This window comes from Sulfobacillus thermotolerans (assembly GCF_039623705.1).
GTDB classification, from domain to species: Bacteria; Bacillota; Sulfobacillia; order Sulfobacillales; family Sulfobacillaceae; genus Sulfobacillus; species Sulfobacillus thermotolerans.
In genome coordinates this window covers 670348-693823 of the sequence record NZ_CP133983.1, presented here as the reverse complement: position 1 = coordinate 693823, position 23476 = coordinate 670348, and the positions used below count along the sequence as shown (strand labels likewise).

Below are 23476 nucleotides of genomic sequence, written 5' to 3'. Positions count from 1 at the left end.
ATGACGTTACCCGTAAACTGGCTCGTGGCCGGTTGATGCTCTACTGTCGTGACCACAACGGGTCGTACAGCCCGTCACTAACTTGGGCATTTTCTCCACTTGAACCAGACACATGCGGCAAGCTCCCAAAGGACCTAATGCCTGGTGATAGCAGTAGACGGGGACGTCAATGCCCAGTCGAGCTGCTGCATCTACGATCATCGTGCCTTCAGGCACTGTGACTTCCTGACCATCAATGGTTAACCGTATCATATAACTTCGCTCCCATCGGACATGCATGTTCACGCACATGTGCCTCGAACTCATCCCGGAAGAATTTCATTGCGCTCACCAACACGCCAAGCGACGCATCGCCGAGCGGGCAAAAACACTTGCCGCCAATGTTATCGGCAATATCCATCAGCGTATCGAGGTCTTCTTCCGTGCCTAATCCGTGCTCAATCCGCTCGAGCACATCCGTCATCCAATACGTGCCTTCACGGCAGGGCGTGCACTTACCACACGACTCTTCTCGGTAGAACTTCACCAAGCGGGCCGTCGCACCCACAATGCATACAGAATCATCCAATACAATGCAGCCACCAGAGCCCAGCATGGACCCCGCTTGCAATACCGACTCATAATCCAGCGGTGTATCCAGTTTGTCGGGCAAGAGCAAGGGCACCGAACTTCCCCCGGGAATAACGGCCTTGATACGTCGGCCAGGCAATACACCCCCAGCATAGTCATCAATCAGCGTGCGCAAGGGCGTAGCCAAAGGAATTTCGTAATTGTCCGGGCGCACTACCCGTCCACTGACACTGAAAATCTTCAAACCTGGACTTTTCGCCGTCCCCATCGAGGTGTACCAATCCGCACCATACGTCACGATCGCCGGCACATTGGTGATCGTCTCGACATTGTTCACCACGGTGGGACCCCCATACAGACCCGCAACGGCGGGAAAAGGCGGCTTCAACCGAGGATTGCCCCGGCGCCCTTCCAGCGACTCGAGAAGGGCAGACTCTTCGCCACAAATGTAAGCGCCAGCCCCCCGGTACACCTTCAAATCTACCGAGAATCCTGAGCCGAGAATGTTTTCCCCTAAATAGCCTGCGGCATAAGCTTCAGCGACCGCCCGCTGTAACTGCTCCGCACCGAACAAGAATTCCCCGCGGCAATAAATGTAGGCTTCACGCGCTTTGGTGGCATAACTGGAAATAATAATGCCTTCAATGAGTTGATGCGGATTTTTTTCAATGATTTCGCGATCTTTATAAGTGCCGGGCTCTGCTTCGTCGGAATTTACTACAAGATATCGCTTGCGCCCGTCGTTGGGAAGAAATCCCCATTTCATGCCGGTCGGAAACCCGGCGCCACCTCTGCCACGCAAGCCGGACTTTTTAACCAGATCGACCAGTTCCTCCGGCTTATACTCGTTTAACGCTTTTTTCAGCGCTTCATAGCCGCCATGTGCCTGGTAGACCGCCATTTGGTCAATATTCGGTATCTCACGATTGCGTAAGAGGTAATATTTCTGACTCATGGCGTCACCTCTTTTTCAGACGATGTGCCCAGCAGTGTTTCTTCCGGTCGTTCCAAGTCAACCCGCTCGAAATACCGCAAATTGACTTGGGCAACTGGCGCTGCGTTGCACGCCGCAAGGCATTCGGCTTCGAGCAAGGTGTATTCACCGTCTGCTGTTGTCTGTCCTTCTTTAATGCCCAAATGGTGCTCTAATTTCTCCATTAAATGGTCTGATCCAGCCAGTGCGCAAGATAAGCCCACACAAACGTGAACGACATTTTTGCCTACTTTGTGGCGATAGAACAATGAGTAGAATGACGCCACGGATTCCACATAGGACTCTGGTAAATACATACGCATCAGCACCTGTACGTACGGGAACATCAAAGTCAAAATCTTCGTAGGAGGAGTACGGCTCGTCTTTCCGTAAGTCAATGGGCAATCCCGTAGCCCGCAAGTTCGGCCCCGTAACAGACCACGCAAGGGCCTGTTCTTGGGTTATCGTCGCAATCCCTTCCAGCCGTTCATTAATCAGCGGGTTCCCTTCAAACAGATGGCGGTATGATTTCATCCAGCGAGGGAAATCCTTCACAAATTCATGCACTTTTTCGTGAAAACCCGCAGGCAAATCATACGCCAAGCCCCCGATGCGAAAATAACTAGGGTTCATACGCACTCCCGCCGCATCTTCAATCAGGTCCAGAATTACCTCACGTTCTCGCATCGTATAGAAAAAAAGACTCATCGCGCCCAAGTCCATCACATGCGTACCCAACCACACTAGATGGCTAGCCACGCGCGTTAATTCTGCAAATAAGACGCGAATATATTGCGCCCGTTTGGGGACTTCAACCCCTAACAGTTTTTCAACGGCTAATACATACGCCAAGTTGTTGGTCATAGGAGCTAAGTAGTCGAGACGATCGGTAATGGTATTGCACTGCTGATACGTAAGGTTTTCCGCTGTCTTCTCAAATCCCGTGTGAAGATAACCCACCACAGGCTCTGCATGAACCACGCGCTCTCCGTCCAATTCTAAACGCACCCGCAGTACTCCGTGCGTACTTGGATGTTGCGGCCCCAGATTGATGATCATCGTTTGCCCGGGGTCCACTGTCTGTGTCGATTCTAACTTGTCGGCAGCCATTCCCATCACCTCTCAGTCGATACGAGTTCCTGTCAGCGGATAATCCTTACGCAGGGGATGCCCATCCCAGTCTTCTGGCAAATAAATGCGCTTTAAATCTGGATGTCCGGAAAACACGATGCCAAACAAATCAAACGCTTCGCGTTCTGGCCAATTGGCTCCCGGCCACAACGTGGTTACGGTCGGCACGCTTTGATCGATGGCCACCCGCGTCTTTACACGGATTCGGGCACGCTTCCACGGTTGATATAAGTGATAGACCAATTCAAACCGCGGTCGGCTGGGTAGATAGTCCACGGCTAATACATCGAGGCACATCGCATAATTTTCCTGGGTCTTGAGAAAGGTCAAGACGGGAATTAAATCATCTAGCGCCACCATTAAGGTTGGTTGATCCACCGCGTTCACGTCTTCAATCTTGTCGGCAAATTGGTCATGCAGTCGCGCCATAATGTCGGGATCGTTCTGATTCACAGGGTCTCAGCCTCCATTGCCATTCGTTGATACTTTGGGGGAATGCCCTTGATAATCTGTTCTTGCAATTTGAGAATTCCAAACATTAAAGCTTCCGGATTGGGGGGACACCCCGGGACATAGATGTCAACCGGTACAATGTGGTCGACTCCTTGCACAATAGCATAATTATCAAAGACACCTCCTGACGAGGCGCATGCGCCCATGGAAATGACCCATTTTGGCTCAGGCATCTGCTCCCAAATCGTCCGAAGAACTGGCGCCATCTTTTGACTGACTCGCCCCGCAACAATCATCAAGTCAGCTTGTCGCGGCGAGGCCCGAAACACCTCAGCACCAAACCGCGCTAAATCATAACGAGAGTTCGTGACACTCATCATTTCAATCGCACAACACGCCAATCCAAAGGTCGCCGGCCATACGGAAGATTTCTGGGCCCAGCGCCCCATTTTCTCAACCGTTGTCAGCAATAGCGACTTTTCAGCCTCTTTCTGCTCCGAACTTAATCCCATTGGAATCCCCCCCTGTTCCACACATACGCAAACGCAAACGCGATGATAATCAGGAAGAATAGCGCCTTCTCAAACCCTATTTGCCGCAAGGTCGTTAAACTCACCGCCCACGGATATAAAGCCATGACTCCAACATCAAAAATCATAAAAAACATCGCTACCCGATAAAATCGCACGGAGAAATACCCAACCGGCGCTTCAGGAGCGATACCTGATTCATAGGTCGCCTTTTTCAATCCGCCAGGCGCTTGCGGTCCTAATAAATTCGAAGTGTACGACATGCCAAACGCAACCAAGAATGCGACAATGAAATAGATCAATAGTGCGGTGTAATTCGTGAACATCTCCGCCACCCCCGCTGTCTTCGATTCACAGTTTCCCACTATAAGGAACTAATACGGAACGTTCTTGGATTCACAAACAGATTATACGCTCTTGTCACAACGTCGTCGACCGGGATCCCCGTATCGTCTTACTTCTCTAACAATTCACCATTATGGCAAACTGCACGAAAAAACGGTAGCCTTTTCTCGTGAAAAAAAGCACACATCGTCTAATTTTGTCCGTCCGTTTCGAAATTTTGCCCTTTTAGCAGGCGCCGCATACGATGATTCACGGCAGATTTGGAAATAGGTGGGGATAACGCCAATCCCAACTCCTTTAATGACCAATCCGGATGGGCAATACGCAATAAAGCTAGTTCCCGCAACGCCGGTGGAAGGCTTGGATCGGAAACCTTTTTTTGTAAAATCCGCGCCTGCTCCATGCCCGATTCGACTGAACGCCGCAAGTTAGCGGTTTCCGAATTGACAAGACGGTTGACGCGGTTTTTTACGGTTTTCATGACTTGCGCACTTTCCCACTCCAGCACCGCCTGATGCGCGCCCATCTGCGCTAATAAGCGAATAATCTGCTGGCGGTCTTTCCAATACAACACCGTACGCCCGCGGCGAACCGTTTCTTTGGGGCGCAGATGCAACGGGAGTAACACATGAAGAAGCAAGGCCCTTTGGGCTTCGCTATCAAGCCCGAATTCCAAATGAATTCCCCGCTCAGGATCGGCCAAATATCCACGCGCTAAGAACATGCCCCGCAAATAACTGGGTCCACATCCCAAAATTAAGCTCTGCTCGTTGACGCTATCAACGTTAAGATTTGGCTTAATGACAAAATGCATGCGGCGCGACGCCCGGTAAACCATAATGCGCGGAGAAAGATTTAATGTTTTCATCAATCGGTATGCCCGTCGCGCAATGAGAGCACTGCCTATTTTTAGGCCATCGCGCCATTGGTCAGGTTGCGAAAAGCCGCCAAGACCCCACAACTCCGCCCACATGCAAGCGGGGAGAGATTCAATGGTCTCCCGCGCTATCTCTGCCTTAACTTGTCGCGCATAAGACCATCCCATCGTGGCTGGTGACGCTCCCGTAAACGATTTTCCAACCAAGCCGCGTCCATTAAACGGCCTTCAGCCCATTTAGGCCGAAATTTTATTAAAATTCGCAAGAGTGCGGTTGCCAATTTCTCCGGATCGTGGCGAACCACTTGCCCTGCTAATAGTAGATTATCATAGATCACCAGCGGTTCAGCACCTGACAAGCCGTCAATAGCACCTCCGACTTGGTCAGCCCCCTCTTTGCGGTAGCGAGCCAACAAGTCTTCGGGGACAGGCTGACTATTGACTAGCACGATATCAATAAGGCCAGGCCCCACATGCTTGTCAATCGCCGCAAGGTGGTCACGAACGGAGAAGTTCGCCGTCTCCCCTGGCTGCGTCATAATATTGGCGACATATACCCGAATGGCTTGGGTTTGCCGAATAGCGTCGGCAATCGCCGGAATCAAAAGATTGGGCAATATGGACGTATAGAGACTCCCCGGCCCCAACACGACCATGTTGGCCGATAAAATTGCCTCAACGGCTTCCCGTAGCGGTGTTGCATCAGAGGGCTCCATCCACACTCTTTCGATCGGCTTTTCACTATGGCCAATAGCACTTTCTCCCGTGACATGCGTTCCATCAACCAATTGAGCTTCGAGTGTGACATGTTCTAAGGTCGCTGGCAGCACCGTTCCCCGTACCGCAAGCACACGGCTTGACTCGCGCAAAGCCGTCACAAAATCACCAGATACCTGTTCCATGGCTGCCAAAAATAAGTTACCAAAGCTATGCCCTTTTAATTCTCCTGCGGGAAATCGATGTTGGAACAGTTGTTCCATTAAAGGTTCCGTATCGGCCAATGCCACCATGCAGTTCCGAATATCGCCTGGGGGAAGCATTCCCATATCGCCGCGCAGACGCCCAGAGCTGCCCCCATCATCCGCCACCGTGACTATGGCGGTCAAGTTGGAACTGTAATGTTTTAACCCACGTAAGACCGACGGCATGCCGGTTCCCCCACCTAAAGCGGCCACATGCGGTCCTCGCGCCAGTTGTCTTTTCGAATATAACAGGCCGGCCCATCTATCAGATCCCAGCATCTCATTGAGAGATTGCCACAAGCCATAGACTCCGAGCACAATGCTGACGATACCGACTAGCAAAAGCGTCCCCTCAACCGCCGGCCGATGCCATCCGGACAACAAGGCAGGCAAGACCCAGAGCGCCAATGCCATGCCCAACGTCATAAACCCTAAGGCCATAAGCGCCATAAAGCGTTTAAGCTTTAAACCCGGAATCAACAAACGCCACATGTTAATCCTCCCGCAGCTCAAGATCGCGGTGTTCGACCAAGGCTTGGCTGCCATGCTCAAGCAGCAATTCCTTTAAATGGTTGGCAAAAACCACTGACCGATGTTGGCCGCCAGTACAGCCAATGCCCACGGTTATCTGGGGTTTTCCCTCTTGCTGAAATTGAGGAATGAGAAAGGTCAGTAGGTTATCAAGATGTGCAAGCGTCTCCTTGGCCTGGGGAAAGCGCATCACATATTGATCGACCGCGGCGTCGTTACCCGTCTTGCTTCGCAAATCGTCTACATAATAGGGGTTAGGCAAGAAACGGACATCAAAGACCAAGTCGGCATCCTTAGGCAAGCCATGTTTGAACCCAAAAGATACTAAGCGCACCTGAAACGATGAGGCACCCGCATCCAAACGAAAAATGTCAGAAATTCTTTGACGCAATTGCAATGGGGTCAAGCCAGAAGTGTCAATAACAACATCCGCCTTGCCCCGAATTTCTTGGAGCGCCCTTTTTTCTTTCCGCAAAGCTTCGACAAGTCGGCCTTGGGCCTCTAAGGGATGGCGCCGTCTGGACAGCTTATATCGGCGAATTAAGGTCTCCTCATCCGCCTCTAAATAAAGCACCTGATAAGGCAATCCCACCACTTCTAATTCGCGTAATGATGCGGTCAATTGGTGAAAGAAAACTCCACCCCGAATATCCATCACTAACGCCGCTCCTTGCACCTCAGGGCTCTTATGCAGTAGTTCTGCAAACTTGCTGATGAGATTTGGGGGCAGATTGTCCACACAAAAATAGCCTAAATCTTCGAACACACGCATCGCTTCACTGCGTCCTGCTCCTGATAACCCCGTAATGACTACTAGCCGTGGTGGTTCCATCATGTCACCTCCCTCGTTTTCAATGATTACACGCCAACTACCGAATACCCTCTTGCTCTTCACGATATTTTGCGTTCTAATACAGGAAATTCGCCAGATGATGTCGAATTACCCATCAAAAGGCGATGGTAAGGAGAACAAGGAGGCTTTGTCCATGGCGACAGAAGCATGGTCGCGCAAGCGCCGACACCAAACCACTCAAACAGACCCAATCGATCTCAATACGGGCACCTCTCGAGCCGATTTGAAACGAGCAGCCCGGGAACGGCAAATGGAACGGCAGTTCGCCTGGGCCTTTATCATTACTGTGACCCTAACCACTCTCTACCTGATTTGGCGCTTGCCCTGGGGGCATCAGATCCTAAGCCGTTGGCATTAGTCGTTATCGCGTAAGATCCAATGAGTGATAGCATACGCGGCACCATCTTCTTGTACGGGTTTAGTGACATAGTCTGCTGCGTGTTTGACCATGTCTGACGCTTGGCCCATGGCGACGCCAATGCCCGCGTACCGTATCATGTCGATATCATTCTCGGCATCCCCCACGGCCATAATGGCTTCGCGCTCAATCCCTAATCGATGCGCGACCTTTTCCAAAGCTGGCCCTTTGCCCACACCCGCAGGTACAATTTCTAGGTAATCTTGTTGCGATTTGAATAACCGTCCTTGAAGGCCCAGCACCTCGGGAGTAATTTCTACGCGAAATTCATCCAGGCGTTCCGGATCATCCTGCAGCAAAATTTTAATGGGAGGTTCTGGCCAGCGCAGAATATCATCGCCCAGTTTCACTTCCCCGGGAATATGATTCACCGTGATATAGTGTTGAGCTCGTTCATCTTCGCGCGACAACCACAATTCATTGCCCACATACACTTGCGCCAAAATCCCCCACTCAAGCGCCCGCCGCACCACGAAATGCGCCACTTGGGAATTGAGCTGCCACGCAAACCAAGGGGTTTCACTCGGGATTTCGGCGACCAAGCTTCCGTTATAGGCAATAAGTGGGCCGTTGCCAAGATCTAGGCGCATCCAATAAGGAATAGCCGAGCGTAGCATACGCCCCGTCGCTAGCATCACCTGAACCCCCATAGCCCGGCACTGCGCGACACGCTCAATAAGTTCTGTCGATAAAGAACCATCGGGGCGCAGCGCGGTGCCGTCTAAGTCCAACACCAACAATTTTATCCGTACTTGATCACCCATCCTACAACCCCCGATACAATAGAAAGAATTAACGCCCCCCAAAACGCCGCGCCAAATCCATGGACCATAAAGCCTGGAACTACCGCCGACACCAACCATAGCATCAACGCATTGATCACTAATCCGAACAACCCAAAGGTGAGAAGATTAATGGGCAATGTTAACAACTTGACGACCGGTCGAATAATTGTGTTAACAAGCCCTAGTACCAAGGCCGCTACAATAATACTTTCCGCACTGACGGCTTGCACGCCAAGATGTAAATGCGTGACCACCGCGAGCCCCACAGCGGATGCAATCCATACCGTAAGCCAACGCATGACGCATACCTCCTCTGTGTCGCCATCGAGTGTTGTACCCCGCCACTGCTACGACGTCGAGTCCTCGGTTGTGCTCCGTTCTTCATGTAAATATTGATACACGGCTAGGGCCACCGGACGCGTCATCGCAGGCAATGCAGCGAGCTCTTCCACAGTGGCTTGCCGCATGGCGTGGAGATCAGCATAAGTCTGACGCAATACCTTCTTACGCGCCGGCCCCACCCCTGGAATACTATCCAAAACCGATGCTAAGTTGCGTTTCGTCCGCAACTGACGATGATACGTAATCGCGAAGCGATGTGCCTCGTCCCGCAGATGCATAATCAATTTCAATGCGGCAGAGTCGCGGTCGAGAATGATAGGTTGCGCTGATTGGGGTTCAAACAGCCATTCATGCTGCTTCGCTAATCCAAATACCGGGATATCTTCTACACCCAACTCTTGCATCGCTTGATAGGCATATCCCAGTTGCCCTCGCCCCCCATCGATGATAACCAATTCCGGCGTCGTCGCAAACCGACTCTTTCCTAAGAGTTTGGCATCCTCCGCTTGATGGTGAAAACGACGTCTAATAACTTCTTTCATAGACAAAAAATCATTCGGTCCTTCAACGGTTTGAATGCGGAATCGTCGGTACTGGCTCTTATCCGGCTTTCCGTTGGTAAACACCACCATCGATGCCACGGATTCCGTTCCCTGCGTATTCGAAATATCATAACACTCCATCCGCACAGGCAACTTAGGCAATCCTAAACTATGCTGAATTTCCAATAGCGCTGTATCGCGTTCGCGCTCTTTAATTTCCAGACGCCTCAACGCTTCATCGCGTGCCAATGCCGCATTTTGCCGCACCATCGCCAACAATCGTTGTTTTTCTCCACGCTGTGGAACTTTTAACTCCACCCGTCCTCCCCGTTTTTCCCGCAGCCATTGATCAATGCCATCCACCTCGGGCGGTAAATGTTCAATAAGAATTTCAGGCGGAATATCTCGGGCCCGGTCATAATATTGCATGAGAAAGGCCTTGGCAATCTCGTGTTCATTGTTTTCGTCTACGCCCGTCAGAGTGAATGACTCCCGGCCAATCAACCGCCCTTCGCGCACCATAAAAACTTGAACGTAGGCATCGTCTGCGCTGACCACCCAGCTGATGGCATCAAGCTGGCGTCCCGCCTCCGCCGACACTTTTTGCTGGGCAGTAATCTCTCGCACAGCCTTCACTTGATCACGAAAACGCGCTGCCTTTTCAAACTCCAAATGAGCAGCGGCGTCATTCAGTTGCTGCACCAACGTCTTTTCTACCGCATCAACTTTTCCGTCTAAAAATAGCTCAACATTTTTCATCATGCTACGGTAGCTGTCTTTGTCAATTAAGCCTTGACACGGTGCCGGACACCTTTCAATATGGTATTCCAAGCAAGGCCGCACGGCGTTTTTAAATTTCTGATTGGTGCAGTTACGAATCGGAAAAATATGACGTAAGAGCCGGATCGTTTCATGAACGGATTGCGCACGCGTATACGGCCCAAAATAACGGCTGCCTGGGATATCTGGCCGACGCGCAATCATCAAACGCGGAAACTCTTCTTCCCAACTAAGCCGAATATAGGGATAGGACTTATCATCCTTCAGCCGGATGTTATAATGCGGCTGAAGCTTTTTAATCATAGTGGCTTCAAGAATCAACGCCTCGACTTCGGTGTCTGTCGTAATAATTTCAAAATCCACCACGTGACGCATCATAGCCGCCACTTTCGGCTGAAGACGGCTCGCTTCTTGGAAATAGCTCCGAACCCGTTGCTTTAGACTGAGTGCCTTGCCGACATAAATCACCCGGCCATTTTCGTCTTTCATGAGGTAAATGCCTGGCTTATCCGGCAACAGTTGGCGCTTTTCCTCCAAGTGTTCCGAGATCATGATATCTCCCCTTTCGCACGACGTCCTAACCCTATTGGGGCAACGAAGCTCCTTCGCGCCGTGCGATGTGACGCCCTAAAAACTGGCCTGTGTACGAATCCGGATTGGCGATTATTTCGGGAACCGCCCCTTGAGCCACTACTTGGCCCCCCATGTCTCCTCCTTCCGGCCCTAGGTCAATAATCCAGTCAGCCGTTTTGATTACGTCTAGATTATGCTCTATCACCAAGACGGTGTCGCCTTGCGCCACCAATCGCTGCAACACCTCTAACAAGTGCCGAATATCCTCTTGATGCAACCCGGTTGTCGGCTCATCCAAAATATAAAAGGTCCGGCCATCCGAACGTCGCGACAGTTCAGTCGCGAGCTTAACCCGCTGCGCTTCTCCACCTGACAACGTTGTAGCAGGTTGCCCAAGACGCACATACCCCAATCCCACATCTTTCAGTGTCTGGAGTTTCCGCTTCAAACGATTGTGTAATTGAAAAAACTCTAGCGCTTCATCAACGGTCATATCGAGCACATCCGCAATATTCTTGCCTCGATAATGGACATCCAACGTTTCACGATTGTAGCGTGTCCCTTTGCACACTTCACAAGGAACATAAATATCGGGCAAGAAATGCATTTCGATTTTGAGAATGCCATCACCCTTGCATGCTTCACAGCGGCCGCCACGTACATTAAAGGAAAACCGTCCCGCTTTATATCCCCGAATATTGGCCTCCGTGGTATTGGCAAAGACTTCACGAATCAAGTCAAAAGCACCGGTGTAGGTAGCAGGATTGGATCGTGGCGTACGCCCAATAGGACTTTGGTCAATCGCAATCACCTTGTCCAAATACTCTAAGCCTTCCATGCGTTCATAAGCCCCAATACGGCGATTACGTGCTCCGTTGAGGCTAACCTCCAATTGCTTGCGAATGATGTCATTAACCAGCGTCGACTTTCCTGAACCCGAAACGCCGGTGACCGCCACCATTAAGCCTAGGGGAATATTAACCGTGATATTTTTCAGATTGTGCTCCGTAGCCCCGACGACTCGAAGCCACCGTCCTTCCGGCTTTCGGTAGGCATCAGGTATGGGTATCTCACGTGTCCCGGCTAAGTACTGCCCTGTCAAACTGTGAGGGTCCGCCATAACCATCTGAGGCGTCCCATGAGAGACAATATGACCGCCATAAATGCCAGGCCCAGGCCCGACATCCACTAAATAATCAGCGGCTAACATGGTGTCTTCATCATGTTCCACGACCAGGACGGTATTCCCCAAATCCCGAAGCTTTTTCAACGTTGCAATCAATCGCTCATTGTCCCGCTGATGCAAGCCAATCGAGGGTTCATCAAGAATATACAGCACTCCCACGAGCGACGACCCAATTTGCGTGGCCAGCCGGATGCGCTGCGCCTCGCCACCGGACAGGGATCCCGCAGCCCGTGATAGCGTGAGATAGCCCAGCCCAACATCCACCAAAAAGCTCAACCGTTCATTGACTTCTTTCAAAATGGGTCCCGCAATACGCTGATCGCGCTCGTCAAACGTTAATGCCGCAGCAAAGGCTCTGGCATCACGAACGGACAACTCGGTGAAATCCGCAATGGAGAGCCCCCCTATCGTCACAGCCAAAACTTCGGGCTTGAGTCGCTTTCCATGACATACGGTACAGGGTTTTGAACTCATGTATTCTTCCACATCTTGCTTCGCGCTTTCCGTTCCTGCCTCTCGGTAACGCTTGGCTAAAATCGGAATAATGCCCTGATAGCGCGTCTGTTGGACATGATTGCCAAAAACACCTTCAAAGTGGAAGGGCAAGGTCTTTTCATAGCCGTAAAAAACAATCCTTTTCGCTTCATCGGGTAAATCGCGAAACGGGGTGGTCAGGGAATAGCCAGCATCTTGAAACACCGCCGCCAATAAATTCATGTAGAAGCGGCTGGGAGCACGGAAAATGGGAGCGACAGCGCCATCATTGATCGACAAAGACGGATCAGGCACAATTAAATCAGGATCGGGTTCTAATTTGAATCCTAAGCCCGTACACGCCGGACAAGACCCATAGGGCGCATTAAATGAAAACATCCGCGGTGTCAATTCTTCAAGAGAAATTCCGCACCGAGGACAAGACAATTCCCGAGAGAAAAGCTCGGCTTCGCCCTCAGGCTCGCCAACTTCTGCAAGCCCACCACTGACTTCTAGGGCTTGTTCCAAAGATTCGGCCAGGCGGTGGCCTACTGAATCCCGCACCACAATGCGGTCCACCACCGCTGCAATATCATGCTTCTTGTTTTTATTCAACGCGGGAATGTTTTCGACCTCGACTAATGCCCCATCGACGCGAGCCCGCGTAAACCCTTGCTGGCGCATCTGATCAAACAGCTTTTCATGGGTTCCTTTTCGGCCCCGCACCAAAGGCGCACGAATCTCAAGACGCGTTCCTTCGGGTTTTTGCATAATGCGGTCGACCATCTGTTCGATGGTCTGCTGGCTCACTTCATTGCCACATTGGGGACAGTGCGGCACCCCCACACGGGCATATAAAAGCCTGAGATAATCATAAATTTCGGTCACGGTACCGACGGTACTCCGAGGATTATGGCTGGTTGTTTTTTGGTCAATGGAAATCGCCGGGGACAGACCATCAATGCTATCCACATCCGGCTTGTCCATCTGTCCCAAAAATTGCCGAGCATAACTTGACAAAGACTCGACATAGCGGCGTTGTCCTTCGGCGTAGATGGTATCAAAGGCTAACGACGATTTCCCCGAGCCCGAGACCCCCGTAATGACCACTAGCTTGTCGCGCGGTATCTCCAGGGACACATTCTTCAGATTGTGCTGCCGTGCCCCCTTTACGGCAATTACTGTGCTAGCCATGTCGTTTGCGCTTCCCTCCTGCCGCAGCCTTAATGGGTGCCTCGTTTTCTAACTCCATAAGCATATCGCGAAGCATGGCCGCCCGTTCAAATTCCCAGTTGCGGCTGGCCTCTTTCATTTCCTTGCGAAGCTGGCGCGCCATTTGAATACGTTCCCGTGCTGTCATATCCTTCATCGGTTTGTCAATCACACCATCATCCGAGACAGACTTGGTCGCCTGAATCACTTCCCGCACGGCTTTCGTGATGCCTTTGGGGATCACGTGATGCTCCTCGTTGTACTGCCGCTGAATCGCACGCCGACGATCCGTTTCGTCAATAGCCCGAGCCATGGAATCCGTCACTTTATCCGCATACATGATTACATGCCCCTCCAAATTGCGGGCGGCCCGGCCGATGGTTTGGATGAGTGAAGTGACCGAACGCAAATAGCCTTCTTTGTCGGCATCCAAAATGGCCACGAGCCCTACCTCGGGCAAATCCAACCCCTCTCGCAACAAGTTAATGCCGACTAAGACATCAAATTCCCCGAGCCGCAAGTCGCGAATAATGGCCATCCGTTCGAGGGCATCAATATCTGAATGCAAATAGCGCACCTTGACCTGATTTTCCCGCAAGTACTCCGTAAGGTCTTCGGCCATTCGTTTTGTCAGTGTCGTCACCAAAACCCGTTGCTCCCGCTTGACACGATCTCGGATTTCACCCAGCAAATCATCAATTTGACCTTTAGTAGGCCGTACATCAATCGGCGGATCCAAAAGACCCGTCGGCCGCACAATTTGTTCCACGACTTGGCCTGCCGCCTCTAATTCATAAGGACCAGGCGTTGCTGAAACATAGATCACGTCATCAAGACTACTTAGAAACTCATCAAAACGCAGCGGACGGTTATCTAACGCCGATGGGAGTCGAAAGCCATGCTCCACTAGCGTCGTCTTGCGGGACATATCCCCTGCATACATGCCCCGAATTTGGGGTACGGTGACGTGCGATTCATCAATAATGGTCAAGAAGGGATGCGGAAAATAATCCAGTAACGTAAAAGGAGGCTCCCCGGGATTTTTTCCCGTAAAATGACGCGAGTAATTTTCAATTCCAGAGCAAAAGCCTACTTCTTGCAGCATTTCCAAATCGTAGCGCGTCCGCTGCTCAAGCCGTTGGGCTTCGAGATCTTTGCCCAGTTCTTTCAACGTCCGCAACCTGTCTTGCAATTCCGCTTCGATGGATGCCAACGCTGGGGCTAGACGGTCTTGCCCCATAACATAGTGAGAGGCCGGATAAATCGCTACATGTTCTCGTTCCCCCAAGATCTCGCCAGTCAAGGGATCAAATTCCCGAATGCGCTCAATTTCATCCCCAAACATCTCAATGCGTATTGCCTGCTCACTTTGGTTGGCTGGAAACACTTCAATGACGTCGCCATGAACACGAAACTTCCCTCGAACAAAATTTACATCATTGCGGTCGTATTGAATTTCGACTAATTTGCGCAAAATCGCATCCCGCTCCCGTTCCATCCCCACTCTCAGAGACAAAACCAGTTCGCGATAATCTTGCGGCGATCCTAAACCATAAATGCACGAGACACTGGCCACAATAATCACATCCGGCCGTTCAAGCAAAGCGGACGTCGCAGAGTGTCGCAGTTTGTCAATTTCATCGTTGATTTGAGAGTCTTTCTCAATGAATAAATCGGTTTGCGGGACATACGCTTCGGGCTGATAATAATCGTAATAGCTAATAAAGTACTCCACCGCATTATGAGGAAAAAAAGCCTTCAATTCCCCTGCCAACTGCGCGGCCAGCGTCTTGTTGGGCGCCATCACCAACGTGGGTCGATTGACTTCTTGGATGACGTTCGCCATCGTAAAAGTCTTGCCCGATCCCGTAACGCCTAGCAAAACCTGCTGCCGTTTTTGATCCGATATTCCACGCACCAATTTGGCGATAGCATCAGGCTGATCGCCTTGCGGCTGATAAGGACTCACGAGTTGAAAGACGCCCATTGTTCATCCTTTCTCACTGGTTCATTACATTGTGTCGACAGCGTCGGGGCAAAAAAGGTAACGAGCAAGACAAAGCCCCACACCCCTATGGCTCTTTACGCGCCCGCCAACCCGTTTAGGGAGAAACGGACGGGGTAATGCGTCGCTTCCACGTTTTTCTCCATTCCTTTCATTATACCACGCAGCGCAAATTGTCAGACGCGGAGAAAGCGGCGGAGCGCCACCATGCTCGCTAATCCTCCGACAAGCAACCCTCCCCCTAGAGTAAAATCCACCGTTTTCCCCATCACTTGAGAGTACGGCGCCATAGGCCAAAACGGCAAGGCGCCAGCAGCGGCCGCCACCAACCAATGGTAGCCTTGTGCCACTACGACATCAGCGATGCCAGCCCCCACCAAACCTAGAACCAAGCCTTCCAAAATGAAAGGCCAGCGAATAAACCAATCCGTGGCACCCACAAGTTTCATCACGGCGACTTCCCTCCGACGAGCAAAGACAGCTAAACGTATCGTATTGATGATAATGAACAATGTGGCGAGTCCCAACAACAGCTCTACGACCCATCCCACCCATTTCATGATGATGGAGAGCCGGGATAAGCGTCTGACAACCTGCCCTTCATAGACCACGTTGTGGACCACTTTTTGATGTTGAAAACGCACCGCCAAGGCCGGAATTTCAGCTGGGTTCTTTGTATAGACATTAAACCCGTCAAAGAGCGGATTGGATTTAGCAATCAGCGTCAAGAGATCCCGTTGATCTGGAAACTCCCTTTTGAGACTTTCTGCCGCTTGTTGTTTGGTAAAGAACTGAATTTTACGGACGCCTGGCCACTTGTCGGCTTCATTCAGCAGCGCCATTTCTTTCGATCGTGGAACATTGGTATTGATAAACACCCGCATCTCTACTTGGTTCTGTAACACGGTGGTAAGATGATTCATATTGACCGTCAACACAAGAAAAAAGGATAAGACAAACATCGAAATAGCCACCGTAGATACGGAGGCTAGGGTCATCCACGTATTGTAAACAAGGTTTCGTCCCGTTTCTTTGGTAATATACCACACACTATTAAGACTCATAGCCATAGGCCCCTCTCGCCTCGTCGCGAACGATTCGCCCGTTTTCAACGGCAACCACGCGCTTGTGCATTTGATTCACAATATCGCGCGCATGCGTAGCCATAATAATCGTCGCGCCGCGGCGATTGATCTCATTGAGCAGCTTGATAATTTCAAATGCGGTATCTGGGTCCAGATTCCCAGTAGGTTCATCGGCAATGACATAAACCGGATTATTCACCAAGGCCCGCGCAATTCCAACCCGCTGCTGCTCTCCTCCGGATAATTGATGCGGAAAGTTATTACGTTTTCTCGAAAGGCCGACGAGATCCAAAACCTGAGGTACACGCTTTTGGATTTCATGACTTTTCGCACCAACAACCTCCATTGCAAACGCGACGTTTTGAAAGACCGTACGATTCGTCAGCAATTTCACGTCCTGAAACACGACCCCTAGTTGGCGCCGAAGCCGTGACACTTGATTTCGGCGTAGCTGTGACAGGCGAAATTCGTCCAGAAAGATTTCTCCGGCCGTAGGGACTTCCTCGCGATAGAGCATGCGTATTAACGAGGATTTGCCCGCCCCCGATGGGCCAACAAGAAACAAAAACTCGCCGCGATGGATTTCCAAATTGACATCAATTACCCCATAATGTCCATTTCCGTAACGTTTGCTGACATTCTCCAAACGGATCATATCGTTCCCCCTGAGATATTAAAATACGACATCGAGTGACGAATTCCTGCTGTTATGCCCTAGCGCCTCGCCATGATATAATTTTTGTATTGAGTCTTTGTATGAGGAGGCGACATGGTTGTCTTTGGTATCACTAGGCGTCGCATTCGTTGCTGGGCTAGCCTCCGTCTTGTCGCCTTGTGTTTTGCCTCTCATCCCGTCATACCTTACGACGATGGCAGGAACCGCTTTAACCGCGGAATCCGTTCATAACCATGTGATTCGGCGTCGCGTCATGCAAAATGCGGTATTGTTTGTTTTGGGCTTCTCGATCATTCTTGTACTGGCAGGACTCGGGGCTAGCAGCATGGGGCAGTTTATCCATTTCCACCGCCAAATTATTGCGGAGATTGGCGGCCTCATCATGATTGTGTTCGGCTTGGAGATTTTTGGGCTCATTCAAATCGGCCTCATCAAACGTGACGTGCATTTTTCCGTGACTCCCAAGGCTCAGGGCATTTCTGCCGTCATCTTAGGGATGGTCTTTGCAGCCGGATGGACGCCATGTGTCGGCCCAATTTTGGCCAGTATCCTGCTTCTTGCGGCGCATTCATCAACCGTCAGCACGGGAGGGATTATGCTGGCAAGCTATGCCGCTGGCTTAGCGGTTCCCTTTATTGTCTTAGCCTTTTTCTTAGGCCAAGCGGCACAATGGACCAGGCAAATGGGACGATATCTTCCCTGGATTGAGCGCATTTCCGGGGCCATGCTGGTGATTTTAGGAATTAGTCTACTTACCGGCTGGTATGACCGGGACCTCCTCGTGGCCATTATTTTTGGGGCGCTTTTGGGTGAAAAGGGCATTTACATACTCACCGATGTGGGATATTTCATCAGGCATCCCTCTCATCTCATTTTTACCCCGCAAAGCACCCTGGGGTTTTGGGGAGCTGTCGCGGGGGCGGTTCTCGCGGCAGGGTCTGTAATCTTCCGTCACCGCCACTTGTGGAGATGGTCGGACACGGATATGGCGGCTCTAACTTTAGCCCCAGCTTTAAGCATATGGGGCTTAGGCATTCCATGGATTGGGGGCCCTTCGAATCTTTGGCTGTTCACGATTACAACCCACCATCTCGATCACTTTGCGACCTATTTTCTGTGGTCCTTGCTGATGATGCTCACCACAGCGTTTTTATGGAGTCTGTACTGGTATCGTCCACGCCAAGATGGACAACTGGGCGGTACCTTCCTTCTCATGACGGCCATAAGCATGGGCGTAGCCTCTCTTACGACCGGCACCCCAGGTTCGCCCTTTACCGAGGTGCAGTGGACAGCATGGCTCTTGGCGGTTACGGGATATCGGCTCATGACCATGACCCTCTAACCCTAGATTGACCTTGCTCTTCGGTCTATAATGGGATGACTATAGTCGACCCATAGCCATTAAGAATAGCGAAACGAGAACGCCCTTACATGGCCTCGGGCGACACCGCGGCAGTCACATTGCACGACCTGCCCATGCGAGAGTCTCAGAAGGGAGCTAGCATTTCAATGGACGTCTTAAAAATTCATCCCCGTGGCTATTGTTATGGCGTGGTCGATGCCATCACCATGGCCAAGCGTGTAGCGCAAGATCCGAATGTGCCACGGCCTATTTATATTCTTGGCCAAATCGTGCACAATCAACACACGGTATTAGAATTAGAACACTATGGAATTACCACGCTAGACGGAGCGTCCCGCCTCGAATTACTGGACCAAGTCCCGGATGGTGCCACCGTTATTTTCACAGCCCATGGCATTTCTCCCAGCGTCAAGGCCAAAGCCCAGGCGCGTGGCCTCACAGTCTTCGATGCAACCTGTCCCGATGTCACAAAGACTCACACACTGATTCAAGAGAAAACTCGTGCGGGCTATTCGATTGTGTATATTGGCACCAAAGGACATCCCGAACCTGAAGGTGCCATGGGGGAAGCACCGGCGTCTCGCGTATGCTTGGTAACACGTCTCGAAGAGGTTGACGACGTGCCCTTTAGTCCGAATGACCCGATCGCGATTGTCACGCAAACAACCCTCAGCCAATGGGATACGGCAGCCATTATCGACAAACTTCAAGAGCGGTACCCTCATGCGGAGGTCCACAATGAAATCTGTATGGCTACTCAGTTACGGCAAGAAGCTGCCGTTAAAGCTGCGGATGAAGTGGATATGGTGGTGGTCGTCGGAGACCGCCGTAGCAACAACTCGAATCGTCTGGTGGAAGTTGTTGAGAAAATTGGTCATAAACCCTCCGTACGCGTCGAAAGCGCTGAGGCTTTTTTATCAGATGCGCCGTAAAACTCCGCCGTTCAGGGCGGAGTTTTACGGCGTTGCCGTCAGGCAAATCTTCTGCTAAAATACGTATGTTCGCTCTTTGACAACTGGATACGTTCGTGTGGTTGTCTTCCGCAATTCGTGGGAGATGTAAAATGTATCGCGTCGTCATGATAAGACGTTAAAACATGCGAATCCTTGTGGCCACTCAAAAAAAGTGGCATGAGAATCTGACGTGTAGAAATAACACGTATCGCCGTCCCGTTCCCCTCCAGGGAGCGTTAAGGCGTAGTCCGGCTGAACCCCGGGAAATTGCTGGCGGGATAAGCGGTGGCGAGTCCGGAGGACCACTCCGAGGGGGTCACACCCCGCGACGCAGCGACCACGGTTCCCCCAGAATCTCCGCCCTTTAGGGCGGGGAGGTTCAATTTGACGTTTTTTTCATTGGTAGTGTCGACATAAGAGCGGCGTTGTTAGCCCTTACGCGCGATGTTAAGGCCGGCGCACCAACCGCTAGCAGAACGGGTTACAAAATTCGGAGCTGCTTCCCACATTGTTTTTCTATTCCAGTGTTCGACGCGCTACAGGTAGCAAGCAAAAATTGAAACTGGGTACGGACACTGCATCAACCGGTCAACGCCACTTTTGTTTAGATCATATCAGATGTACCGGACGACTCCACGGTCCCATGTTTAGGAACGCAAAAACCCCCCGTCTATTTCAAACGAGGGGTGAAAAAAATGTCGGCACGACTGGGCCTCCCAGATCCCTGCGGATCCAGTACCACCAGCGAGGAAGTGGGGGACGACCGTGTGCGGCATGGGAACGGGTCAACACACTTCCTCTGAGGCACCGACAAAGGCGTCGGACCATCTCGGGCCCTAACAACTTCACAGGAGAAAGGACTTGACCGATTAGTATGGCCTCGCTCCGCCCGTTGCCGGGTGTCCACGGACCACCTATCGACCCACTGTTCTGGTGGGGGTCTCTCGGGGCTCTGACGAGCCCCCTGGATATCTCATCTTGGGGCCGGTTTCGCGCTTAGATGCGGTCAGCGCTTCTCCGATCCGAACATAGCTTCCCAGCGCTGCGTTTGGCAACACAACTGGGCACACCAGCGGTTCGTCCACTCCGGTCCTCTCGTACTAGGAGTCGCGCCCCGCAAATATCCTCCGCTTACGACGGAGAGGGACCGAACTGTCTCACGACGTTCTGAACCCAGCTCACGTACCGCTTTAATTGGCGAACAGCCAAACCCTTGGGACCGACTTCAGCCCCAGGATGCGATGAGCCGACATCGAGGTGCCAAACCTTCCCGTCGATATGGACTCTTGGGGAAGATCAGCCTGTTATCCCCGGGGTAGCTTTTATCCGTTGCGCGATGGCCCTGCCACACGGTGCCACCGGATCACTAAGCCCGCCTTTCGGCCCTGCTCGCACTGTCGCGCTCGCAGTCAAGCTCCCTTGTGCCTTTGCACGCCCTGCACGCTGTCCAACCGTGCTGAGGGAACCATGGGGCGCCTCCGTTACGCTTTAGGAGGCGACCGCCCCAGTCAAACTGCCCCCCTGCCACTGTCCCGCGTCGGGTGACGACGGCGGTTAGATCGTGCACGCCGTGAGGGTGGTATCCCAAGGATGGCTCCCCCGCCGCTGACGCGGCGGCTTCTCCGCCTCCCACCTATCCTGTACACACGTCGCGCTCGACCCATGGCAGGCTACAGTAAAGCTCCACGGGGTCTTTCTGTCCAGTCGTAAGAACCCTGCATCTTCACAGGGATTGCAATTTCACCGAGTCTCTCGTTGAGACAGTGCCCAAGTCGTTACGCCTTTCGTGCGGGTCGGAACTTACCCGACAAGGAATTTCGCTACCTTAGGACCGTTATAGTTACGGCCGCCGTTGACTGGGGCTTCGGGTCGGTGCTTGCACACCTCGCCTTAACCTTCCAGCACCGGGCAGGCGTCAGCCCCTATACGGCGTCTTGCGACTTCGCAGGGACCTGTGTTTTTGGTAAACAGTCGCTTGGGCCGCTGTAGTGCCCCCGGCGGCGGACGCCGCCGGGCCCCCTTCTCCCGAAGTTACGGGGGTAATTTGCCGAGTTCCTTAACGAGAGGTCACTCGCGCGCCTGAGGCTCCTCGCCTCACCTACCTGTGTCGGTTTCGGGTACGGACACTCGGACACTCCCGAATCACTTTTCTTGGTCGCGGACGGCGCTCACTTCCGTACTCGCGTTTCCGTCCCCCTGGCGGGACGCCCTCGACCAACGGGGCGCTGACCCCCGTCCGCAACGTCCTGATTCGTTCGCCATGTCCGACTGGTCACGGAATCTCCACCGTGTCTCCATCGACTACGCCTTAACGGCCTCGCCTTAGGCCCGACTAACCCGGAGCGGACGATCCTGCCTCCGGAACCCTGCGGCTTTCGGCGGGCCCGATTCTCACGGGCCTTTTCGCTACTCATACCGGCATTCGCACTCCGCCGCGGTCCACGGCCGTTTCCACGACCGCTTCGCCCCCCGGCGGACGCTCCCCTACCACTGGCCCCCGTGCGGGGGCCAATTCGCCGCTTCGGTAGTCCGCTTAGCCCCGGACATTCTCGGCGCCGCGCGACTGCGACCAGTGAGCTATTACGCACTCTTTCAAGGATAGCTGCTTCTAAGCCAACCTCCTGGCTGTCTCGATCACGCGACGACCTTTGCCACTCAGCGCACATTTAGGGACCTTAGCGGACGATCTGGGCTCTTGCCCTTTTGACCTTGGAGCTTATCCCCCAACGTCTGACTCTCTCCCGCCTACCGACGACTTTGTCGTTTGCGAACAGGCAGTAATCCTTCACGGACCCCTTCCATTCACAGAGCGCTACCCCGTCGGTATTGTTCGGGGAGGCTCGCCCTCAAGCGATTTCGGGGAGAACCAGCTATCTCCGTGTTCGATTGGCATTTCACCCCTAGCCGCCGCTCATCCCAGCCCTTTTCAACGGACACGGGTGCGGCCCTTCATCCCGGCTTAAGGGGATTGCAGCCTGGCGCCGGCTAGATCACACGGTTTCGGGTCGATCGACCGCCACTTGTCGCCCTCTTCAGACTCGCTTGCGCTCCGGCTCCCGTCCTTGCGGACGTTAACCTCGCGGCGGCCGGTCACTCGCCGGTTCATTCTTCAATAGGCACGCCATCATCCCGTTGCCGAGACTCTGACGGCTTGACAGCACACGGTTTCAGGGTCTCTTTCACTCCCCTCCCGGGGGGCTTTTCACCGTTCCCTCACGGTACTCTGCGCTATCGGTGACGGATGGTCGGTAGTCTTGGGCGGTGGGCCGCCCAGCTTCCCACGGTCTTTCACGAGAACCGTGGTACTCGGGATCAGCGGCCGGTCCGGCCGCGGCAGCACGACGGGGCTCTCACCCGCTCGGGCGCTGCATTCCAACAGCTTCATGCTCCCGCGACCGCGCCGGCGCGGGCCCCCTACTGGCCCGCATCCGCTGTCCACAACCCGACGACTCCGCGGAGGTAGGCCGTCTCGGAGCCGTCGTTTGGACTGGTCCCCGTTCGCTCGCCGCTACTAAGGGATTCGCTTTCGCTTTCTCGACACAGGTACTGAGATGTTTCAGTTCCCCGCTTTGGACTCGGTCGGGCCCTAGTGGCCCGCCGTCTAGACCTGCCGGTCTAGGGGTTTCCCCATTCGGTGACCCTCGGATCGATGCGTGCGACGCCGCTCCCCGAGGCCTTTCGTGGCGTGCCACGACCTTCTTCGCCCCATCCGCACCCGAGGCATCCCCCGTGTGCTGGTGTTGTCTTTCTCCTGTAAAGTTGTCAAGGTCCAAAATGGTGGGCCGAGGTGGACTTGAACCACCGACCTCCCGCTTATCAGGCGGGTGCGCTAACCACTGCGCTATCGGCCCCTTACG

General features: G+C 52.7%; 20 protein-coding genes, 1 tRNA gene and 2 rRNA genes. 3 read left to right on the top strand and 20 right to left on the bottom strand.

Going from position 1 to position 23476, the window contains the following annotated elements:
- Nucleotides 1-6 precede the first annotated feature (6 nt).
- The 10 genes from ORD20_RS03500 to rapZ all read right to left on the bottom strand — a co-directional run bounded on the left by ORD20_RS03500 (nucleotide 7) and on the right by rapZ (nucleotide 7204).
- Nucleotides 7-252: a 2Fe-2S iron-sulfur cluster-binding protein gene (locus ORD20_RS03500; RefSeq protein WP_430626513.1), complete on the bottom strand. Its 246-nt coding sequence runs from the start codon at nucleotides 250-252 to the stop codon at nucleotides 7-9.
- Nucleotides 233-1525: an NADH-quinone oxidoreductase subunit NuoF gene (gene nuoF / locus ORD20_RS03495; protein WP_103374197.1), complete on the bottom strand. Its 1293-nt coding sequence runs from the start codon at nucleotides 1523-1525 to the stop codon at nucleotides 233-235. The genes ORD20_RS03500 and nuoF overlap by 20 nt, the downstream gene beginning before the upstream one ends.
- Nucleotides 1522-1812, bottom strand: a complete 291-nt coding sequence (locus tag ORD20_RS03490) for an NAD(P)H-dependent oxidoreductase subunit E (RefSeq protein ID WP_430626512.1) — start codon at nucleotides 1810-1812, stop codon at nucleotides 1522-1524. Before ORD20_RS03490 ends, nuoF begins: the two co-directional genes overlap by 4 nt.
- A complete protein-coding gene (locus ORD20_RS03485) occupies nucleotides 1697-2653 on the bottom strand; it encodes an NADH-quinone oxidoreductase subunit D (protein ID WP_430626511.1) in 957 nt (318 codons plus the stop codon). Before ORD20_RS03485 ends, ORD20_RS03490 begins: the two co-directional genes overlap by 116 nt.
- A 12-nt stretch (nucleotides 2654-2665) precedes the next feature.
- Nucleotides 2666-3127: an NADH-quinone oxidoreductase subunit C gene (locus ORD20_RS03480; protein ID WP_103374200.1), complete on the bottom strand. Its 462-nt coding sequence runs from the start codon at nucleotides 3125-3127 to the stop codon at nucleotides 2666-2668.
- Complete coding sequence (locus ORD20_RS03475; protein ID WP_103374201.1) at nucleotides 3124-3639, bottom strand: NADH-quinone oxidoreductase subunit B; 516 nt, start codon at nucleotides 3637-3639, stop codon at nucleotides 3124-3126. The genes ORD20_RS03480 and ORD20_RS03475 overlap by 4 nt, the downstream gene beginning before the upstream one ends.
- Nucleotides 3630-3983: an NADH-quinone oxidoreductase subunit A gene (locus tag ORD20_RS03470; protein ID WP_103374202.1), complete on the bottom strand. Its 354-nt coding sequence runs from the start codon at nucleotides 3981-3983 to the stop codon at nucleotides 3630-3632. Before ORD20_RS03470 ends, ORD20_RS03475 begins: the two co-directional genes overlap by 10 nt.
- Nucleotides 3984-4192: 209 nt before the next feature.
- The gene (whiA, locus tag ORD20_RS03465; RefSeq protein WP_103374203.1) at nucleotides 4193-5047 is read right to left on the bottom strand and encodes a DNA-binding protein WhiA; all 855 of its coding nucleotides are present in this window, start codon (nucleotides 5045-5047) and stop codon (nucleotides 4193-4195) included.
- On the bottom strand, nucleotides 5008-6333 hold the full coding sequence (locus ORD20_RS03460; protein WP_103374204.1) for a gluconeogenesis factor YvcK family protein: 1326 nt from the start codon (nucleotides 6331-6333) through the stop codon (nucleotides 5008-5010). The genes whiA and ORD20_RS03460 overlap by 40 nt, the downstream gene beginning before the upstream one ends.
- A 1-nt stretch (nucleotide 6334) precedes the next feature.
- Nucleotides 6335-7204: an RNase adapter RapZ gene (gene rapZ, locus ORD20_RS03455; protein ID WP_103374205.1), complete on the bottom strand. Its 870-nt coding sequence runs from the start codon at nucleotides 7202-7204 to the stop codon at nucleotides 6335-6337.
- A gap of 154 nt (nucleotides 7205-7358) precedes the next feature.
- Here rapZ and ORD20_RS03450 point away from each other — a divergent pair, with 154 nt between their 5' ends.
- Nucleotides 7359-7583 carry a hypothetical protein gene (locus ORD20_RS03450; RefSeq protein ID WP_103374206.1) on the top strand — a complete coding sequence of 75 codons (225 nt, stop codon included), beginning with the start codon at nucleotides 7359-7361 and terminating at the stop codon, nucleotides 7581-7583.
- Here ORD20_RS03450 and ORD20_RS03445 read toward each other — a convergent pair.
- The 7 genes from ORD20_RS03445 to ftsE form a co-directional block, all read right to left on the bottom strand.
- Nucleotides 7580-8407: a Cof-type HAD-IIB family hydrolase gene (locus ORD20_RS03445; protein WP_103374207.1), complete on the bottom strand. Its 828-nt coding sequence runs from the start codon at nucleotides 8405-8407 to the stop codon at nucleotides 7580-7582. The genes ORD20_RS03450 and ORD20_RS03445 overlap by 4 nt on opposite strands.
- Nucleotides 8386-8727 carry a phage holin family protein gene (locus ORD20_RS03440; RefSeq protein WP_103374208.1) on the bottom strand — a complete coding sequence of 114 codons (342 nt, stop codon included), beginning with the start codon at nucleotides 8725-8727 and terminating at the stop codon, nucleotides 8386-8388. Before ORD20_RS03440 ends, ORD20_RS03445 begins: the two co-directional genes overlap by 22 nt.
- A 48-nt stretch (nucleotides 8728-8775) precedes the next feature.
- Nucleotides 8776-10644 carry an excinuclease ABC subunit UvrC gene (uvrC, locus tag ORD20_RS03435; protein WP_103374209.1) on the bottom strand — a complete coding sequence of 623 codons (1869 nt, stop codon included), beginning with the start codon at nucleotides 10642-10644 and terminating at the stop codon, nucleotides 8776-8778.
- Nucleotides 10645-10675: 31 nt separating this feature from the next.
- Nucleotides 10676-13519, bottom strand: coding sequence for an excinuclease ABC subunit UvrA (uvrA, locus tag ORD20_RS03430; protein ID WP_103374210.1), 2844 nt, complete (start codon nucleotides 13517-13519; stop codon nucleotides 10676-10678).
- On the bottom strand, nucleotides 13512-15524 hold the full coding sequence (uvrB, locus tag ORD20_RS03425; RefSeq protein ID WP_103374211.1) for an excinuclease ABC subunit UvrB: 2013 nt from the start codon (nucleotides 15522-15524) through the stop codon (nucleotides 13512-13514). The genes uvrA and uvrB overlap by 8 nt, the downstream gene beginning before the upstream one ends.
- A gap of 194 nt (nucleotides 15525-15718) precedes the next feature.
- On the bottom strand, nucleotides 15719-16606 hold the full coding sequence (gene ftsX, locus ORD20_RS03420) for a permease-like cell division protein FtsX (protein WP_103374212.1): 888 nt from the start codon (nucleotides 16604-16606) through the stop codon (nucleotides 15719-15721).
- Nucleotides 16596-17282, bottom strand: coding sequence for a cell division ATP-binding protein FtsE (ftsE, locus tag ORD20_RS03415; protein ID WP_103374213.1), 687 nt, complete (start codon nucleotides 17280-17282; stop codon nucleotides 16596-16598). Before ftsE ends, ftsX begins: the two co-directional genes overlap by 11 nt.
- 118 nt (nucleotides 17283-17400) lie before the next feature.
- Here ftsE and ORD20_RS03410 point away from each other — a divergent pair, with 118 nt between their 5' ends.
- Nucleotides 17401-18645 carry a cytochrome c biogenesis CcdA family protein gene (locus ORD20_RS03410; RefSeq protein ID WP_430626510.1) on the top strand — a complete coding sequence of 415 codons (1245 nt, stop codon included), beginning with the start codon at nucleotides 17401-17403 and terminating at the stop codon, nucleotides 18643-18645.
- A 167-nt stretch (nucleotides 18646-18812) separates the two neighbouring features.
- A complete protein-coding gene (ispH, locus tag ORD20_RS03405; RefSeq protein ID WP_430626509.1) occupies nucleotides 18813-19598 on the top strand; it encodes a 4-hydroxy-3-methylbut-2-enyl diphosphate reductase in 786 nt (261 codons plus the stop codon).
- A gap of 716 nt (nucleotides 19599-20314) precedes the next feature.
- Here ispH and rrf read toward each other — a convergent pair.
- From rrf to ORD20_RS03390, 3 genes are all read right to left on the bottom strand, one after another.
- Nucleotides 20315-20432: ribosomal RNA gene (gene rrf / locus ORD20_RS03400) — 5S ribosomal RNA — on the bottom strand.
- A 36-nt stretch (nucleotides 20433-20468) separates the two neighbouring features.
- Nucleotides 20469-23370, bottom strand: a 23S ribosomal RNA gene (locus tag ORD20_RS03395).
- 24 nt (nucleotides 23371-23394) lie between these two features.
- Nucleotides 23395-23470: transfer RNA gene (locus ORD20_RS03390), tRNA-Ile, on the bottom strand.
- Between the last annotated feature and the right edge of the window lie 6 nt (nucleotides 23471-23476).